Source organism: Bryobacter aggregatus MPL3 (genome assembly GCF_000702445.1).
Taxonomy (GTDB): Bacteria; Acidobacteriota; Terriglobia; order Bryobacterales; family Bryobacteraceae; genus Bryobacter; species Bryobacter aggregatus.
On sequence record NZ_JNIF01000004.1, the window covers coordinates 661,098 to 676,586 of the forward strand.

A 15,489-nucleotide genomic window follows, 5' to 3' on the forward strand; every position below is an offset into this window, starting at 1 on the left:
CGCTACACTGGTCAATATGCGTTCCGCCGTCCTACTCCTAGTTCTGGCTATTGCCCTTCCTTCCCAACGTACATTTAGTGGTGCGCCCGAAGTAAAACAGGCTCTCGATAAGCTCACAGTAGTTGGCAGCGTGATGATGATTGCCGCTCATCCGGATGATGAAAATACGGGTGTGATTGCCTACTATGCGCGCGGCAAAAAAGTGCGTACGGCTTATCTGGCCTTGAATCGGGGAGAGGGTGGACAGAACCTGATCGGCTCCGACCAAGGAGTGGATATCGGAGTGATTCGCACCCAGGAACTGCTTGCTGCGCGGCGCATTGACGGTGGCGAACAATTTTTTACACGTGCGATCGACTTTGGGTTTTCCAAGTCCGCCAAAGAGACCTTGGACTTCTGGGGCAAAGAGAAGGTTCTTGGCGATGTGGTCTGGGCGATTCGTAAGTTCCGTCCGGATGTCATCATCCGGCGTTTCTCGGGTACACCTTCCGATGGCCACGGACATCACCAAGCCTCGGCGCTGCTAGCCGATGAAGCCTTTGGCGCCGCTGCGGATCCCAAGCGTTTTCCGGAGCAGTTGCAGTATGTCGAGCCCTGGCAGGCTAAGCGCTTAGTGTGGAATGCCTTTGGTCCTGGTGGACCGCCGGAGCCGGCTGGCGCTGCAAGTGCAGCCCGGGTGAGCATCGATATGGGCGAGTTCGATCCGTATCTTGGCTATAGCTATGGCGAGATTGCCGGTTGGAGCCGGAGCCAGCATCGCAGCCAGGCAATGGGTGCGGCGGAACGGAAGGGCTCGCAACCAACCTATTTCATCAACATCAAGGGCGACCCGGCGAGCAAAGATTTGTTTGACGGAATCGACACCACCTGGAATCGGATTCCTGGCGGCACAAAGATCGGAGAGCTGCTCACCCGCGCTTCGAAGGAATACCATCCCGCAAAGCCAACGGCGATCCTGCCTTATCTGCTGGAAGCTCGCGCGTTGCTGGCTCCGAAAAAGGATTATTACAGCACGATCAAGTTGCACGATCTCGATGAGGCCATTGCATTGGTTGCAGGTCTCTGGGTGGAGTTCCAGGCGGATAAGTATGTCGCGGTGCAGGGAACGACGTCGAAGATGAAGCTGGCGGCGATTGAACGCAACGATGCGACGATCACGCTGCAATCGGCAAGCTTTCGTGGCGCGACCGGTGTTGCGCCATTCTCCAAAGAAACAAAGCTGGTGGACAATACGATGCTCAGCATCCCGCTCGACTGGAATCTGAGCCAGGATGCAGCGCTGACGCAGCCGTATTATCTGATTGAACCTCGGACAGAGTCGAGCTTTACGGTGAATGATCGTAGCGTACTGGGCTTGCCCCAAGGACCGGCTCCGGTTGTCGCGACGATCAAGTTTCTTGTCAATGGCACAGAGATTGAGCTCACACGTGGCGTGACCCATCGCTATGTCGATCGCAGTGCGGGGGAACTCACCCGGCCTGTGACCATCGTGGCTCCTATTTCCGTACGTTTGACGGAGGATGCGCTCGTGTTTCCGGCCGCAGAAGCGCGCAAAGTGGAAGTGGTGCTGAAGGCAAATCAGCCGAATCGCAAAGGGAGCCTGAAGCTGAATGTCCCCGCGGGATGGAAGACCGATCCGGCGACTCTCGATTTCAATATCGCAGCGGCAGATGAAGAAAAGACCTTGAGCTTTGTGGTGACGCCGCCCCGTGAGGCGTCACTGGCGAGCGTGACGGCTGTGGCCACGATCGACGGCCGTGAATATACCCATGGAACGCATGTGATCCAGTACTCGCATATTCCGCCGCAGACTCTGGCGCCGCTGGCCAAGTCGAAGTTGGTGCGTTTCGATGCGAAGGTATTGTCGAAGCGGATTGGCTACATTATGGGCGCCGGCGATGAAGTTCCGGATGCGTTGCGGCAACTGGGTTGTGAAGTGATTCTGTTGAGCGATACCGATCTGACCACTGGGCGGCTGGGTCAGTTTGATGCAATTGTCACCGGCGTGCGCGCCTACAACACGCGGCCTGATCTGCGGGCGAACGCACAACGCATTTTTGATGACTACGTTGCCAAGGGCGGCACCTTCATCGTGCAATATAACGTTGTAGAAGGTGGATTCTTTGGTGGCGATCCGAGCATCTTAAGCAAGGTGGGCCCTTATCCAATTACGACCTCGCGTGACCGCGTGACCGATGAACATGCCGCCGTGCAGTTTCCCAAAGTCGATCAGCGGCTGCTGCAGTTCCCGAACCAGATTGGGGAAAAGGACTTCGACGGGTGGGTGCAGGAGCGTGGTCTTTACTTTGCCAACAAATGGGATGACCACTACCAGCCGTTGTTCTCAATGCATGACCCGGGCGAAAATCCGATGCTCGGTGGTACGCTGGTGACGAAGTACGGGCAGGGCAATTACATCTTTACGCCGATGTCGTGGTTCCGTCAGCTTCCTGCGGGCGTGCCCGGAGCCTATCGCATCTTCGCGAATTTCCTCAGTGCGGGTAAGAACTGATGCTGCCGCCGGAATCAGAAGCCGCGCCCTTCTTTGGTAGCTGGACGCGGATCTATCTGGCTGTGATCGCCTATCTGGTGTGTGTGATTGTGGCTCTCTCTCTCTTTACAGCCGCCTTCCGCATATGAGAACCCTCGATTGGGCAGTACTCGCCGCGACGATCGGGTTTATCGTCTTCTACGGTCTGTGGAAAAGCCGTAAAACCTCAACCGTCTCCGGCTATTTGCTTGCTGACCGCTCCTTGCCCTGGTATGCCGTCGCCTTGTCGATCATGGCGACGCAGGCGAGCGCTGTCACCTTCATCTCCACCACCGGGCAAGCCTATGCCGATGGCATGCGCTTCATTCAGTTTTATTTCGGGCTTCCGCTGGCGATGATTCTCGTCAGCAAGTTCTTTGTGCCGCGTTTTCGCAACGCGAACGTCTTTACGGCTTACGAGTATCTGGAGAAACGTTTCGATTCCAAGACGCGCGTGTTGGTGAGTCTGATCTTTCTGATCCAGCGCGGGCTGGCCTGCGGCATGGTGCTGTATGCGCCTGCTGTGGTGCTCACCGTCATCTTCGGCTGGAACGATCAGGTGACGACGCTGGTGATGGGGGGCGTCGTGATTCTCTATACGGTGTTCGGCGGCATTCGCGCGGTGACCTGGACCGACTTCCAGCAGATGCTCATTATGATTGTCGGCCTGTTTGTTGCGATCTTTGTCGCCGTGCACCGGCTGCCGGAAGGCGTTGGCTTTAGCGATGCTCTGGTGCTGGCAGGAGCTGCCGGCAAGCTGAACGCAGTGACGACCAACTTCGACTGGTATGACCGCTACAACTTGTTCAGCGGGCTCATTGGCGGCACCTTTCTGGCTCTCGCCTATTTTGGCTGCGACCAGAGCCAGGTGCAGCGTTATCTCACCGGACGGGACGTGCAGCAGAGCCGCGTTAGTCTGCTTTTCAATGCGGTGGCGAAGCTGCCGATGCAGTTCTTTATCCTGTTGACCGGGGCAATGGTCTTTGTGTTTTATATCTTCATTGCGCCTCCGGTCACCTTCCATTCCGGGAATCTCGAGAAGCTATCCGGTTCCACGATCGAGCGCCGGCATGAAGCCGCAGTTGCGGAGCGCCGGCAGGCAGCTCTTGATCTTTTGGCCAATCGCGATGCGGAGCACCAGAGCAAGTTTCTGGCGGCGCAGAAACAGTTGGACGCCGTGCACAAGGAAGCAACGAAGGGTGCGAATGACACGAACTATATCTTCCTGAACTTTGTCACGCAGCAGCTTCCGGTGGGCTTTGTCGGACTGGTGATCGCTGTGATCTTTGGAGCGGCAATGTCGGTGAGTTCGGGCGAGATCAATTCACTGGCTACCGTGACGATGGTGGATGTCTACCAGCGCTTTATCAAGCAAGGCGCGAGCGATCAGCACTATCTGTGGTTCTCGCGCTTAGCGACGGTCTTCTGGGGTGTTTACGCGGTGGCGAGCGCACAACTGGCCCGCGATCTGGGGAGCTTAGTGGAGGCGGTGAATCTGTTGGGAAGCTTGTTCTATGGGGGGCTGCTGGGCGTGTTCCTGCTGGCCTTCTTCTTCCCGAAAGTGCGTGGCACGGCTGCATTTACCGGCGTGCTTGCCGGAGAGGCGGCCATCTTCTACACGCACTATACGGGGCAGGTGGGCTTTCTTTGGTACAACGTGATCGGCTGTGCGGTGGTGGTGCTGGTGGCGTTGGCGCTTAGTACCTTCGCGCCACCTGCATCGAGCTCACTTCCACGCGAGAGCGACGCCCTTCCACCACCACAATCCCAGACTCTGTAACGCTGTAATTCTTGCGATCGGCTTCGAGATCGTAGCCGATTTTAGTGCCGTCGGGGACTTTCACATTCTTGTCGAGGATGGCGCGGCGGATCTTGGCGCCCCGGCCGATTTCACAATTGTCGAAGATAATCGAGTCGTCGATTTCAGCGTCGCCGTAGACCTTGACGCCGCGGCCAATGACGCAGTTGCGGATGGTGCCGCCGGAGATGATGGAGCCACCGGAAACGATCGAGTCCACGGCGGAACCACGGACATTGTGTTCGTCGTAGGTGAACTTGGCGGGCGGATCTTCATAGCCTGCGGTGCGAAGCGGCCAGTTGCGGTTGTAGAGGTTCAGTTTGGGGTGGACACTGCGCAGGTCCATCGAGGCTTCGTAGTAGGAGTCTGTGGTGCCGACGTCGCGCCAGTAGGGCTCCTGGTCCTCGGGGTCACCGGCGATGTGATTCTTCTGGAAATCGTAGGCGTACATAGGGACGCGGCCAACCAGCTTGGGCAGGATGTCGCGGCCGAAGTCGTGCGAACTTTCGGGATCTGCCGCGTCGGCGTAGAGTTCGCGTAGCAGCAGGCTGGTGCTGAAGATGTAGTTGCCCATGGAGGCAAAAACGCGAGTTGGATCCCCGGGCATGGTGGGGGCGTCGGGGTTCTTCTCGTGGAAGCCAATGATGGAGCCACCTGGCGCGGCCTCAATCACCCCAAACTCGCTCGAGAAGCGCTTTTCGACAGGGATGGCGGCGATGGTGGCGTCGGAACCCTTGTCGATGTGGAACTCGATCATCTCGCGGATGTTCATGCGGTAGATGTGATCCGCACCGAAGATGGCGATGACGTCCGGCTCGGCTTGCTCAATCAGGTTGACGTTCTGATAGATGGCGTCTGCGGTGCCACGGTACCAGCTCTCGCCCGGAGTGCGCATTTGCGCGGGTACGGGAATGCAGAAGTTGTTCTTCAGGAGCCCTGAAAACTCCCAGCCATCGCGAAGATGCTGGAGCAAGGACTGGCTTTTGAACTGGATCAGAACGTAGATGGAATAGATGCCGGAATTCACGAAGTTCGAGAGCACGAAATCGCAGATCCGGTACCGTCCTCCAAAGGGAACTGCCGGTTTGGCACGCTCCTTAGTCAAAGGGTAAAGCCGGGTACCCTTTCCCCCCGCAAGCACAAACGCTAACACTCGACGCTGCATCCCAAGACTCCGTTAAAGTCGCATGTCAATCTAAGGTTGACTGCGAAGACATTCTTTCATAGTTTCGCTGATTCCCAGCCGTAATATTGCGACAGGCCAAAACATGCAGCGAAAGAATGTTTTGGCCCTTTGGACAAAAGAACTAGAAGTAGAGCTTCAACGCCATCTGCATCTGCCTTTGCGTGTTGGACTGATCGACGACCACACCGAAGCTGGTGTTATCCAGATTGGTGCCGCCGTTGCCGAAACGGACCCGGTTGAAGAGATTGAAGGCTTCGGCGCGGAAGTCGAGCCGGACTCTTTCCGTAATTGCGAAGCTCTTGCCGAGGCTAAGATTCTCGTTGAGAGCCGGGAACTCACGGAGCTTGGGATTGTAGCGAGTGGCGTTGCCGAAATCGACCGGTTGTACGGGAAAGACGCTTTTGTCCATTCGTCTGTCCAGTTGCGGGTCGAAACTGCCGGTCTGCCAATTGGGCTGCCAGTTGTCGTAGCTTGTGATGGTCGGTCGAGTGGTGCCATTGAAGTTGACGAGCGGATTGTTGCGGGAGATCGCAATGGGAAGACCGCGCTGGTAGCTCTGGATGGCGCCCAGGCGCCAGCCGCCGAGCACTGCATTGGTGAAGCCGCCGCTGGCCAGCCAGCGTTTCCCTTTGCCAAAGGGCAGTTCATAGACGGTGTTGAGCTTGAGGATGTGAGTCTGGTCGTCACGGCCGATCGACTTCTCGAGGCCACGATTGAAATGGTCCTGCGACCCCGTTCCATCGACGCCATAGCTGTCGGCATTGGTCAGGAGTTTCGAGAGGACATAGCTCCATTGGAAGGTGAGACCGTTCGAGAAGCGGCGGTCGAGCTTCATGACCATCGCATGGTAGGTGGAGTGGCCACTCTTGTCTCCTTCTCGTGCGCCGGCCTGGATGTTGAGGTACTGCGGATAGGGCCGCAGTGCTTGGCCCGCGGTGCGATTGGTTTGGACGGCGGGGTCGAGGAAGTTCGGGTAGGGAGCCTGGATGCCCGCGCCGACGGCGAGATCGGAGGTGATGCCAGCCCGCAGGATATTGTTCGCCTGCACGGCACCGTAGCGGCTGACCAGGCCATCGTAGGTTGCCTTGGGAATCTGGTTGAAGTTCAGCAACTGCGTGGGCAGGTGGGAGCCGAGGCTGGCATTGTAGGCGAGCTCAAACACGGTGTTCTGTGTCAGTTGGCGCTGTGCGCTGAAGGTCCAGGTGACGTTCTCGGGAGCTCTTGTACCATCCTGGCCATTCCAATAATCCACGGTCTGATTGTTCTGGAATGCCGGATTGATCTGAGGAGGCAGCAAATAGCTCGGAAGCCCATCTTCCGTACGGAAGGCAGGGATGACACCATTGTTCGGCGAACTGAATGAGTACTGTCCAATGAAGCCCGCGACGTGGCCGCTGGAGCCAACAACAGCGACACGGGAGAAGCTGCGGCCGACACCGGCGCGAATCGTGGTTTTGTCATTTAAGGAATAGGCCATACTCAAGCGCGGACCCCAGCCTGCGTTCCAGCTCGGGATCAGCGAACGCACCCCTTCGCGTCCCGGGCCCGTACCGGCAAAGCGAAGCGCGCCGAGATAGCCATTGACGGCGGGATTCGGTGCTGTCGGTGAGAAATCTGAGTAGGAATCGGTGGCCGAAATCGGGGGGCGCGTGTTGTCGTAGCGAAGCCCAATGTTGAGGATCAACTTGCGATTGACACGGAAGTCGTCCTGGAAATAAAGGCCATGGTAGCGATAGAACTGCGTGACTTTGCGAATGGTTTCGGTGTTGCCGCCATTCGCCTCTCCGAGCAGAAAGCTGGCGAAGGAACTGCCGGAAGAGTAGCTGGTCACCCCGGGAACGCCAGTGCCGAGAAAGCTGAAGGCCGCAGCGCCCATGATGTCCTGTTGGCCAAAGCCATTGGCCCGCTGGTCGTCGTAGGCGTAGCCGAACTTGATGGTGTGCTTACCGTGAATACAGGTGGTGTCGTTCTTGATGGAGTACATCGGCTGCTCGGTGCCGTTGTAGCTGGTGGAACCCCAGCCAGAGAATTCTGAAAAGGTGAGCCGCGGGAAATTGTCATTGCAGTCCACGGCGTTCTTCAGGCAGACTTTGCTCTTCCAGTCTTTGCCTGAGCTTGGCGAATAGGAATTTTTATAGAACTTGTTGGCGCCGAAAGCAAAGTGGTTGATCAGGTTGGGGCTCAAAGTGTAGTCGTGAGTGACGCGATAGCTGGAGGTTTTGAATTCGGAGACTTGCCCGCTCCACAGTGGTTGCGGCAAGCCAGGAGTACCGTTCGACAGCGCTGTCGCGTTGTCGGTCTTATTCATGAAGAAGCCCACTCTCTGCCGGGAACCGATGTTTTGATCGAGCTTGATACTGGCCTTGTCGGTTGGAGTGGTGGTACTTCCGCCTTGCGACATGTAGTTATTGCGAATGTAGCCGATGGTGCCGGGGGTGCCGGGCACCGTGGGTTTGACGACGGAGGCAAAAGGAATCACTTGCTTGGCGAAGGTGCTGAAACGGCTGGTGGGCAGTTGATTGTTCGCGAATGGATCCCGTACGAATGAAGAGCCGACCTGACGTGTGGTGTTGGGATCATAAATCAGAAGCTTCTTATTGCTTGCGTCGACGAGATTGGAGAAATCGCCGTTATACATCTCCGGAGTGGGAATAGAGAAGAAGCTATCGGTCGATCCGACGCGGTTGCGAAAGCCTTCGTAGCTGAAGAAGAAGAAGGTCTTGTTCCGGCCGTCATAGAGCTTCGGGATGCGGATGGGGCCACCGAGGGTGCCGCCGAAATCATGCTGCTTGTAGACAGCGCGAGTGGGTGCGAAAAAGCCTCGCGCATCCATCGCGTTGTTGCGCAGGAATTCGAAGCCATTGCCGTGATACTCGTTGGTTCCACTTTTCGAGACAAAGGTCATCACCCCGCCGCCAGCCTGGCCATATTCTGCCTTGAAGCCGTTGGTGTCGACGCTGAACTCGGTAATCGCTTCGAGAGAAGGGGCCGTGTAGGCGATTTCGCCTGCGTCCGCGGCGCGATTCGTTGCAATCGACAGCCCGTCCATGGTGGCATTCCAGGCCCTGGCCTGTCCGCCACCGAGGCTCAACCGGGAGCCGGAACCTTTCGCTTCCGGGGCAATGGCCACCAGTCCAAAGGGATTGCGCATTTCACCACCGACGACCAGCGGCAGTTCGTCGACCATCTTGTTCGACACTGCTGTTGCGACGCGGGCGTTTTCCGTTTGAACCTGAGCTACTGCGGTGGTAATTTCGATGCTTTCTGAGACCTGCCCCAATTGGAGCTTCGCATCGACGCGGACCGTGGCGGAGGCATTGAGTGTCAGATTCGCCTGAATGAATTTCTTAAAGCCCGGCGCGGTCACTTCTACACGGTATTCGCCCGGGGGAAGATTCGCCGCGGTGTAGTCACCGCTGCTTCCGGTGGCGACCGTCAGCGGTGTGTTTGTGCCCTTGTTGACCACGACGACCTGTGCACCGCTCACTGCGGCTCCGGTAGCATCGGTAATGACACCTGAAATTTGTCCTCGCTCTGTTTGGGCGAGACACAGCCCGGCGAGCAGCAACAACGTTGTGATAACCCTCATTGCTCGTCGATTCCATCACTAATCGAAAGCTTCGTCAAGACACATGCTGATAAATGCCATTCAACTTGTACTGTTAGTTTCTCTGGATACCAAAGCCTTGCAGGATGGGATCAACCAGAGCGCTGCTGCGCGCCGTCCCTATCTAGTGCCGGCTGGCATTCATACGGTGGGCACGATTCGGCTGCCGAATGGTGCCCATCTCCAGTTCGCTCCTGGAGCCATTCTTCGGATGTCTCCGCTCAATGCGGATTACAGTCCACCCGAGCGATTGAGTTCCGAGCCCTATGCCGATCGGGAGACTTCGATTTTTGAACACGCGATGCTGTTTGCGACCGACGTCGACAATATCACAATCGAAGGGCCGGGCCGGATTGAGTGCAATCGGTCTGAGCGAGGAGGGCCGAAACCGATCTCCATCCGGCGTTCCCGCAACATCCGGCTGAATGGCTTTACGATCGACCAGGCTCCGAACTATGCCATCAGCTTGATCGACAGCGAGCGTGTCGACATTGGTTCTGTTACGGTGACTCGCGCGCATGCCGATGGCATCGATCTCGACGGTGTGCGCAATGCGAAGATTCATGATTGCGATATTGAATCGTTCGACGACGCGATCAGTTTGAAGTCGAGTGCTTCGCTGCAGCGGAAGCTGAGTACCTCAAACATCGGGATCGAAAACTGCCGGCTCAAGACGGCGAGCATGTTCTTCAAGATTGGCACGGAGACTTATGGCGACATCACCAAGGTTCGGGTCCGGAAGCTCAGCATGACCGGTGGCATGGGCAACCGGCATGGCAATCCCGGCATCGCGATCATGACCGTCGATGGAGGGAACATTCGCGATGTGCAGATCGAGGACGTGACGATGGATCAAGTAGGGACGCCGATCTTCCTCCGTGTGGGGGAACGGAAGCAAGCTCCTCAATCTCCCTTGGCAGGTGATATGGACCAGATCCGGATTCGCAATATCAAAGCGAGAGGGACACGCCACGCCAGCGTGATCGCAGGCCTTGAAGAGAATCCGATCCGCTCGCTCGAACTGAGTGACCTCGATCTCGAAGCCGTGGTGATGAGCCCCGCCAATCCGAAGCAAGTGGTTTCTGAGACTCGCTCGGCTTACCCGGAGCCGATCCAGTTTGGGCCGATTCCGGCGAGTGTCTTGTTTCTTCGTAACGTACAGGGACTTAAGCTGGGAAACCTTCGCTATCTCGTGGCGCCGGCTTATCCGGCGATTCTAATGGACAGGGTTTCAGGTAAGTGGCCAGGATGTGATCCAATCGAACCAAATCGATGGGCTTGCTCAGATACTCATCCATCCCAACGGCCAAACAGCGGAGTTCGTCCTCGCGAAATGCGTTAGCGGTGATGGCGACGATGGGGATGTGCCGCGCCGGTAACTCCTGCGTTCGAATCACTTTGGTCGCTTCGTAACCATCCATCCGGGGCATTTGGCAATCCATGAAGATCAGATCGAAGTCTCTCTGTTGCGTGGCCTCGATTGCCTCCACTCCGTCGATTGCGATTCGCACGTCCAGGCCGCGGTGCTCGAGTGCTTTTGCAATCAGCCGCTGGTTGATCACATTGTCTTCGGCCACAAGCACACTGCCTAGGAACCTGCGATACCGGTTGTGTCGGGGTGGAAGCGGTGCTGCCTCTGCAGCCCAACGGTAGGGCGCTTCAAACCAGAAGCAGGAGCCAACCCCAAGTTGGCTGTTGACGCCCACTTGCCCTCCCAGCAACTGTGCCAACTTGTGTGAGATCGCCAGCCCAAGGCCGGTACCACCATACTTTCGAGTGGTCGATGGATCTGCCTGTACGAATTTCTCAAACAGGAGCGGCTGGGCTTCGGTGGCAATTCCAATTCCTGTGTCGTGGACTTCGATTCGGACCCAAGTCTCGTCTGGCCCTGTGGATGTGGGTACCACCTGCACGCGGATCTCACCTTTCTCGGTGAACTTCGTCGCGTTGCCAATGTAGTTCATCACGATCTGGCGCACACGGGCGGAGTCGGCAGAGAAGAAATGCCGGAGTTCATGGGGATAGTGAAGGCGGAGCTGCAAGCCTTTGGCTTCGGCTTCGCTACGAAACATATGAACAGTCCGCTGTAGCAGGTCGTATAAATTAAAACTCTCAGAGACAATGTGCAACTGGCCGGCTTCGATTTTTGAGAAGTCCAGAACATCATTCAGTACGGCGAGGAGACTTTCAGCGGAGTAGTGGGCGGCGATCAGATCCTGCCGTTTCTCTTCATTGAGCTCTCCCTCCATCAGCAGCCGCGTCATCCCGATGACGCCATTGAGCGGAGTGCGAATCTCGTGGCTCACGTTTGCGAGAAAGTCACTTTTGGCCTGGCTTGCGTTCTCTGCGAAGGATTGCGCAGTGCGTGCGACTTGCTCGGCCTGCCGCAGTCGATAGAATTGCCAACTGAGAATTCCTGCAGCCAAGAGGATGAGCAGAAACCCAATCCCGTAGAGATCCCGGCGCCGCCGAACATCTTCGAGCGCATAGAGTGCGTTGGCGTCGATGCTTGTAAAGGCGCTCCAGTGTCCCAGTGCACGGCCGATGCCTCCTTCTGCGGCGACCCGTTCGACGCCAGTACGCAGCAGGTCGGCAACCTTGGCATTCTCCGGCAGCGAGACAATGCTCAGTTCGCTCTTGATATCAGGAAGCACCAGCACGCTGAACTTCTTCCCATCACAGCCGGGCGGACGATCGGTGAGAGCAGAATCTAAGAAGCGGGTTTCAAAAAGGCCTCCGTCCACTTCTCCCCGGCAGACTCCGGTTAGTATCTCATCGCGGAATGGATAGTCCCGGATTGTTGTGGTCGAGAAGAGTTTTGCCATCACTTCTCGCGTAAAGACTCCACCCCGGATGCCAAGAGTTCTGCCTTCAAAGTCTCGAACCGTTGGCTTCTCCGCTTGCTTTAAGCTCACGATGACAAAGTTGTTGACGATCCAAGGCGTGGTGAAGTGGAACTTCCCCTCACGTGGCTCCACAAAGGCCAGGGCCGGCCATAGGTCGACCTGGCGCGATTCGAGTGCCTCGTCCGGCTGGTTGGTAGGCACCCATTGCAGGCGAATCTTCATCTGCCGTGCCGCTTCGTCCATCACTTCCACGGCGATTCCCTCGACCGTCCCATCCGCCTTCAGATGGTAGAACGGGGGCGCGTGATCGGCTCCAATGCGATACACCCGCGAGCGGATTTCTGAGAGCTGCCACCAGTGGAGAGCGCCCCAACTGCTGAAAGCGCATGCCACCAACAGACTCAGGAGTGTGAACCGGCGATTCTGCAGGAGTCGAGCGATGAGGCCAACTTTAGGGGAAGAGTAAGGCGTCACAGATGTTCTATCGGTTGATCTTCTACTTCAGAAGAGCCGGGGCTTCAGGGGTGGATCTCAAAGGCAACGATTTTCGTATCGAGCTTGCTCAGGGGCGTATCATGGCCGCCCGCTGCGATGACGACATACTCTTTGCCCGCTTCGACAAAGGTCATTGGCTTGGCGCGCGCGCTGGTGGGGAGTTTCCACTCTCCGAGCTGTGCGCCTGTTTTCGCGTTGAAGGCACGGAGATAGGGCCCCAGTTCTGCGCCGACAAAGACGTGTCCGGCCTTGCTGACGGTGAGCCCGCCGAGATTGGGCAAATCGCCCAGTTTCACCTTCCATGCGATGTCGCCTGTCTCGACGTTGACTCCAACCAGCGATCCCCAAGGAGGCAACAGGCAAGGTCGTCCGTCCGGCGTCATGAAGAACTCGCGGGACATCGCAAAGTCCGTACCTTTCTGCTCGGTGGTTTCGCGACTCGGATGGGCCTTGCGCTCGGCTTGGAAATTCTCTTTCGGGATCAGCCGGATGATCGCGGGCAGGTCGTTGACTGGAATCACGAGCATCTTGTCTTTGCGGGCCCACGCCACGCCGCCCCAGTGCATGCCGCCGATATTGCCAGGGACAATGAGACTCCCCTGGACGCTGGGCGGAGTAAAGATGCCTTCATTGCGTAGTGTGCGGAAGGTGTCGAGGCAGGCAGGATGGATGTCGGCTTCGCTGATCTGCTGCCGCACGAGTGCGGGAGGTTTGAGCGGAAAAGGTTGTGTTTTGTAAGCATCATCGCTGGTGGGCACTGCCCGCTCCTCGACGCCGAAGATGGGCTTGCCGGTGAGTCGATCGAGCAGGAAGAGATGCCCGGTCTTTGAACCCACGGCGATTGCTTTGCGCCCCTTGTACTCATACAGCTCCGGCGGACTGGCGACATCGTAATCCCAGATGTCATGGTGTACGGTCTGGAAGGCCCAGACGACCTTTCCTGTCGCGCCCTCCAGAGCTACGATGCTGTTGGCGTGGCGATTGTCGCCCGGGCGCATCCCGCCGTAGTAATCAGGACTGGCGCTGCCGGTGGGGAGGAAGACCAGGCCGCTGGCCTCGTCCACCGTAATGCGGCTCCAGGTATTCGCTGCGCCAGACTTGGAATCTGCGGGAAGAGGATGGAAGGTCCAGCGGAGCTTGCCTGTCATCGCATCATAGGCGCGCACTTCGCCAGTCGCCATATCGAGACGGCTGTTGTCGGCAATCGCGCTGCCGGTGATGACAAGGTCTTTGAAGATCGCCGGCGCGCTGGTGACGCCGTACTCGCCCACATAACGGGGCGCACGGCGCAGTCCTTGGGTCAGGTCGATCTCAGCAAAGCCGTTGCAGTGTGCTCCGTTGGACTTCTCAAGACAAACGAGCCGGCCATCGACGGTACCCAGGTAGAGACGCGTGCCGCGCAGGCTGACACCCCGGTTGGCGAAGTCGCCGTAGTTGCCCTCGGGGTTGACCCTCAGATCGACGCGCCAGATCTCGCGGCCCGTCACCGCTTGGAGTGCTGCAACCGTGCCTCGTGGCGTGGAAATGTACAGGCGGCCCGCGTCGTATACGGGCGTGACTTCGAGCGCCGGCGGCTTGCCTCGCTTCGGTTTCTCAAGCGAATCTTTGGTGTCGTAGGTCCAGGCTGGGGTCAGCTTGAGGTCTGCGGCAGAAAGAGTGAGTGCGAGGAAAAGCAGGAGTCGCATCACTCCATTAAAGCGGACTTAGGCGAGGCCTTGCAGCGGCCCCGTACTGTCACCGAACGAGGGCTGATCGATTCCCATCCGGTGCAGCATCGCCAGATGCAGATTGCACAGCGGCGTCTTCTTTGCGGCGCGGATGCGGCGTCCGGTTTTCAGCCAACCCTTGCCGCTGCCGGCAAGCAGAATGGGAAGATCTTCTTCCTGATGGGAGTTGCCATCCTTGAGCGAACCGCCAAAGAGGATCATCGAATTGTCCAGCAGCGACTTGCCCCCTTCGTCGAGATTCTTCAGGCGGTTGAGGAAGTAGGCAAACTGCTCCATGTTCCAGTTGATGATCTTCTGGTACTGCAGCTTGTTTTCTTCGATCTCTCTATGGTGCGAGATGGAATGCCAGTTGCCTTTGACTCCGGGGAGGAAGCCATAGTCCTGCGCGCTTTGGGCATCGCCCATCATCATGCTGGCGATGCGCGTGCTGTCGGTCCAGAAGGCAAGCACGAGGATATCGAGCATCATGCGGAGGTGTTCGGCGTGTGTCGCTGGAATGCCTGCCGGGGGACGATCGACAGGAAGTTTGCCCTTGTTGATCCAGCGCTTCTGAGGACGTTGGGAGGCTTCGATCCGGCGCTCGAGGGATCGCACCGATTCAAAGTATTCATCGAGACGCGCTTGATCGCTGGTGCTGCCACGGCGGCGCAGGCTCTTGGCCTGATCAAGGACAGCATCGAGCACGCTGGTTTCGTCGCTGGCAACCGCGGCGCTCACCCGATTGCGGAACAGACGGTCAAAGGCGACCTGAGGCACGATCTCTTTCGGCACCGGCGTGTGCGGGTCTGCCCAGGAGAGGAAGGAGCCCAGGGCGCGCGGAAAGCCGCCGCCGGCAGTATCAATGCCTGTGCGCGGGGCGTCGATGCCGAGCTCGAAGCTGGGTAATGGCGTCGTCGATCCGATATGACGTGCAGCCAACTGATCGATCGTCGTGCCACCGGCATCGAGATCGCTGCCGACGGTGCGTTCCACAAAACCGCCAGACAACCAGGCAGGAACTTTGGGCCAATGTCCGTTGCGGCCCACCGTGTTCTTGTGCCAGAGGTTTTCGATCAGCAGGATGTCGCTCTTGAGGCCTGCGAGCGGCTGGAGGTGCGGTGTGAGCTCGAAGTTCTCGCTGTCGCCAGGAGGGGTCCAATGGTCAGGACGTACGCCGTTCGGCATGAAGACAAATGCCGTGCGCAGCGGTGGCTCTGTGAGGTTCTCTTGTGCTTTGGCGAAGGATTCCAACCAGGGGAGAGACATCGCTGCGCCAACACCGCGCAACACCATCCGACGTGAGATTGGTTTCGCCATTTGG

Annotated in this window: 8 protein-coding genes and 1 pseudogene; 4 read left to right on the forward strand and 5 right to left on the reverse strand. The window is 57.8% G+C overall.

Features of this window, described 5'->3' with window-relative positions; genetic code table 11:
• Positions 1-16: 16 nt before the first annotated feature.
• From M017_RS0122585 to M017_RS0122595, 3 genes are read left to right on the forward strand one after another with little or no spacing between them, the layout of a single operon-like run.
• Complete coding sequence (locus tag M017_RS0122585) at positions 17-2,512, forward strand: PIG-L family deacetylase (RefSeq protein ID WP_031500487.1); 2,496 nt, start codon at positions 17-19, stop codon at positions 2,510-2,512.
• Positions 2,512-2,640: a hypothetical protein gene (locus tag M017_RS30465; protein ID WP_272945412.1), complete on the forward strand. Its 129-nt coding sequence runs from the start codon at positions 2,512-2,514 to the stop codon at positions 2,638-2,640. Before M017_RS0122585 ends, M017_RS30465 begins: the two co-directional genes overlap by 1 nt.
• The gene (locus M017_RS0122595) at positions 2,637-4,310 is read left to right on the forward strand and encodes a sodium:solute symporter family protein (RefSeq protein ID WP_051670748.1); all 1,674 of its coding nucleotides are present in this window, start codon (positions 2,637-2,639) and stop codon (positions 4,308-4,310) included. The genes M017_RS30465 and M017_RS0122595 overlap by 4 nt, the downstream gene beginning before the upstream one ends.
• Here M017_RS0122595 and glgC read toward each other — a convergent pair.
• Both glgC and M017_RS0122605 read right to left on the reverse strand, forming a co-directional pair.
• Positions 4,228-5,493, reverse strand: coding sequence for a glucose-1-phosphate adenylyltransferase (glgC, locus tag M017_RS0122600; RefSeq protein WP_031500491.1), 1,266 nt, complete (start codon positions 5,491-5,493; stop codon positions 4,228-4,230). The genes M017_RS0122595 and glgC overlap by 83 nt on opposite strands.
• Before the next feature lie 142 nt (positions 5,494-5,635).
• Positions 5,636-9,103 (reverse strand): TonB-dependent receptor domain-containing protein, encoded by a 3,468-nt coding sequence (locus M017_RS0122605; protein ID WP_031500493.1) that lies wholly within the window; start codon positions 9,101-9,103, stop codon positions 5,636-5,638.
• A 319-nt stretch (positions 9,104-9,422) separates the two neighbouring features.
• Between M017_RS0122605 and M017_RS30340 the strand changes: the two are divergent.
• Positions 9,423-10,079, forward strand: a pseudogene (locus M017_RS30340) (glycosyl hydrolase family 28 protein); the annotation flags it as partial.
• Positions 10,080-10,287: 208 nt separating this feature from the next.
• Here the strand turns inward: M017_RS30340 and M017_RS28195 are convergent.
• From M017_RS28195 to M017_RS0122625, 3 genes are all read right to left on the reverse strand, one after another.
• Positions 10,288-12,360, reverse strand: a complete 2,073-nt coding sequence (locus tag M017_RS28195) for a hybrid sensor histidine kinase/response regulator (protein ID WP_162180015.1) — start codon at positions 12,358-12,360, stop codon at positions 10,288-10,290.
• A 125-nt stretch (positions 12,361-12,485) separates the two neighbouring features.
• The gene (locus M017_RS0122620) at positions 12,486-14,147 is read right to left on the reverse strand and encodes an outer membrane protein assembly factor BamB family protein (RefSeq protein WP_051670752.1); all 1,662 of its coding nucleotides are present in this window, start codon (positions 14,145-14,147) and stop codon (positions 12,486-12,488) included.
• An 18-nt stretch (positions 14,148-14,165) separates the two neighbouring features.
• The gene (locus tag M017_RS0122625; protein WP_031500499.1) at positions 14,166-15,485 is read right to left on the reverse strand and encodes a DUF1552 domain-containing protein; all 1,320 of its coding nucleotides are present in this window, start codon (positions 15,483-15,485) and stop codon (positions 14,166-14,168) included.
• Positions 15,486-15,489 lie beyond the last annotated feature (4 nt).

Coding starts and splice junctions, on each gene's coding strand:
- M017_RS0122585 (WP_031500487.1), top strand. CDS start 17: ATGCGTTCCGCCGTCCTACTCCTAGTTCTGGCTATTGCCCTTCCTTCC.
- M017_RS30465 (WP_272945412.1), top strand. CDS start 2,512: ATGCTGCCGCCGGAATCAGAAGCCGCGCCCTTCTTTGGTAGCTGGACG.
- M017_RS0122595 (WP_051670748.1), top strand. CDS start 2,637: ATGAGAACCCTCGATTGGGCAGTACTCGCCGCGACGATCGGGTTTATC.
- glgC (WP_031500491.1), bottom strand. CDS start 5,493: ATGCAGCGTCGAGTGTTAGCGTTTGTGCTTGCGGGGGGAAAGGGTACC.
- M017_RS0122605 (WP_031500493.1), bottom strand. CDS start 9,103: ATGAGGGTTATCACAACGTTGTTGCTGCTCGCCGGGCTGTGTCTCGCC.
- M017_RS0122620 (WP_051670752.1), bottom strand. CDS start 14,147: ATGCGACTCCTGCTTTTCCTCGCACTCACTCTTTCTGCCGCAGACCTC.
- M017_RS0122625 (WP_031500499.1), bottom strand. CDS start 15,485: ATGGCGAAACCAATCTCACGTCGGATGGTGTTGCGCGGTGTTGGCGCA.